This is a genomic window from Oleiphilus sp. HI0125 (assembly GCF_001635355.1).
Genome location: NZ_LWGF01001331.1, coordinates 1 through 604 on the forward strand (window position 1 = coordinate 1; position 604 = coordinate 604).

At 44.5% G+C, this 604-nt stretch carries 1 protein-coding gene; it reads left to right on the forward strand.

Translation table 11 applies throughout. The features are described from left to right. On the forward strand, window positions 1-593 hold a 593-nt coding region (yihA, locus tag A3762_RS22875), incomplete at its 5' end, for a ribosome biogenesis GTP-binding protein YihA/YsxC (protein WP_068757798.1). Window positions 594-604 lie beyond the last annotated feature (11 nt).

A 604-nucleotide genomic window follows, 5' to 3' on the forward strand; every position in this document is an offset into this window, starting at 1 on the left:
GCTCAAAACTTTCAAACTGTCCGAGTGATAACGGAATCGAAATTGCCTTTGCTGGCAGGTCAAATGCCGGAAAGTCCTCTGCTATTAATAGCATCACTCAAAACAAGAAACTGGCGCGCACAAGTAAAACACCTGGTCGCACGCAACTGATCAATTTCTTCTCCCTAGATATAGAAGGCGTGCGCTTGGTCGACTTACCGGGTTACGGCTATGCAAAAGTGTCCCTAGACATGAAGGAAGCATGGGGACGCCACCTTGAAGATTACCTTCAAAACAGAGACAGCCTAGTAGGCTTAGTGCTGATTATGGATATCCGAAAGCCCCTTACAGAGTTCGACACGATGCTGCTCGACTGGAGCAAAAAGAGCGAACTCAGTACAACCATTCTTTTGACGAAAGCAGACAAATTGAAATATGGGCCAGCTAAAACTGTTCTCTTACAGGTACGCAAAGCACTGGAAGATCACGGTTTTATCAATGATATTTTGTTGTTTTCGAGTTTGAAAGGAACAGGCGTCAAAGAAGCGAGAAACGCATTAAACCGAAATTTCTCGCACTTTTTGGAAGATGAAGAAGAAAGTACAGAAAGCTAAACGCCTGGCAG